The sequence below is a fragment of the Anaerostipes amylophilus genome, assembly GCF_025567365.1.
Taxonomy (GTDB): Bacteria; Bacillota; Clostridia; order Lachnospirales; family Lachnospiraceae; genus Anaerostipes; species Anaerostipes amylophilus.
This window is the reverse complement of sequence record NZ_JAOQJG010000018.1, coordinates 1-2,246: the sequence shown is the minus strand read 5'-3', so window position 1 is coordinate 2,246 and position 2,246 is coordinate 1. Positions and strand designations below refer to the sequence as shown.

At 40.5% G+C, this 2,246-nt stretch carries 1 protein-coding gene; it reads left to right on the top strand.

Features of this window, described 5'->3' with window-relative positions:
- Window positions 1-23: 23 nt before the first annotated feature.
- A partial coding sequence (locus OCV53_RS12210; protein ID WP_148368985.1) for a SpaA isopeptide-forming pilin-related protein occupies window positions 24-2,246 on the top strand: 2,223 nt, incomplete at its 3' end.

The following is a 2,246-nucleotide window of genomic DNA, read 5'->3' as shown; positions in this document are numbered from 1 at the left end:
ATCCATGGATCGGAAAGAAACTCATGATCAAGAAAACAATGGAAAAAAATAAGGTGGAAGAAGCCGAAGTATCCGCGGAATTTGCTGTACTGGATGCATCAAAGGCAAGTGGATATCAGGATGCAGATATGAGCAGTGAAGAAAGCCGTACCGCTTATATCGATTCACTGTCAAAAGATGCCGTGATCGGCACACTGACAACCGATGCCAAAGGAACTGCAAGTCTTTTACTGGAAGATCTGAAAGCAGACCATGATTTTCTTGTGATCCAGACAAAAGGGGCAGAAGGATATGATCTGGCACCTGCTTATGATTCCAGAGATCATAAACCAAAAGAAGTCGATGGCATGAAAGTTTATGAATTTACTGCAAAAGATGTATATTCCGATTCCGCATCGATCCAGATCAAAAAGGAAAAGAAAGTATCCGATACAAAAACGGAAGCTGAAACAGGAGCAGTCTTTGAACTAATCGATCAGGATGGAAACGTTGTAACAACGCTGACCACAGGAGAAGATGGGACCGCAACAGCAAGTGGTATCGCTCTTGGAATGTACACATTACATCAGAAGAGTGGTTCGAACAAACATGCATTCTTAGAAGATCAGGTCATCGTGCTGACCAAGAAAGATAAGGGAAAAACGATCAAATACAGTTATGTTGATCAGGAAAATGAGATCGATTTTGTTCTGGTAAAACGTTCCAAAGAAACAAAGAAGCTGTTAAATGATGCAGAATATGTCATTTACGATGATGATGGAAAAGAAATCGCAAGATTGACCTCCGGAACGATGAAAGACGGATATGCGACATGCAAGCTGCCTTATGGCCATTACAAGATCAAAGAAACAAAATCTCCGGATGGATACAATAAAAATGATACAGCGAAAGAATTTACTTTAGATCTTCGAAGTGTAGATTACGACAGCGATGGAAATGGTACTTACACCTATGAAGATACCGATGAACCAGTTTATGGATCAATCTCACTGAAAAAGACAGGAGAATCCCTAAGTGGATTTGAGGATGGAAGTTTTATTTATGAGGATGATCAGATCAGCGGAGCTGTTTATGGCCTGTATGCCAAAGAGGATATCAAGAAAGATGATGGAACCCTTGTATGGAAAGCAGGAACTCTGATCGACCAGAAAACAACATTGAAAGACAAAGCCGTACAGTTTACCAGAAAAGGAGACGATGGAAAAGATACCACGGACTTTTATCAGGGAACTTATTATGTGAAAGAGATATCCGGTCCAAATGGATATTGTATTGATACAGAAGAACATGAGGTTGTGATCAACTGGGATACGAAACCGGGAACGATGAATGATATTCGAGATACCGAGGATGTTCCGGATGTGGAAGAACCACATGGAAACAATACACCTTCTCCAAACGGCGGGATCTATGTGCTGGAAACAGGGGAAGCATTGAATCAGGAGATCCAGGATGCAGAAAGTATTACATTTACATGGGAAAATGCTCCGGATGGAACAGATACCAAAGACGTTTCACAGGACAAAGACGGAAGTATCGTCTTATGGAAAGATGGAAATGATTATTATATTTCCTCCCAGAAAGCAGATCAGGTCATTTACATGAACACGATCTCCAGTAAGATGTTCTCAGGGTGCAAGAGTCTGACAAAGATCAATTTTAAGAACATTGATACATCCAAAGTCGCAGATATGTCTGAAATGTTTGCCAACTGTACCGGATTAAAAGAATTAGATCTTTCCAGTTTTAATACTTCAAATGTGGAAGATGTACGAAAGATGTTCTATGGCTGTACAAACTTAAAGACGACCTATGCACAGGATCAGATGGTAAAGGCAGACGATGATTACAAAGATGCCCAGGTTACAGGTATCAGTTCAGTTGCAAAAACAGATTTTACAAAAGGGGATACCTATCATGCCGATGATTTCACGTTTTCCAGCAATTACGACGATGATGGACAACAGGAGCTTACTGATGTAACGGATGATGATGTGACTTTTTCACCAAAGACAGCGGAAGCTGCAGGAAAGCAGAAAGTAACGATCTCCTTTAAAGATATAGGAAAGTATAAAGGATATGATCCGATCGAAACGACGGTTAATGTGATCGATCCGGAAGATAGAGAGGTATCTCTTGATACTGACAAGCACATAGATATCAATCTGGAATGTAACGATCTGTTACAGAAGTACAGCATTCAGTTTATCAAGACAGATAAGAAAGGAGAGATGTTGCCAGGTGCG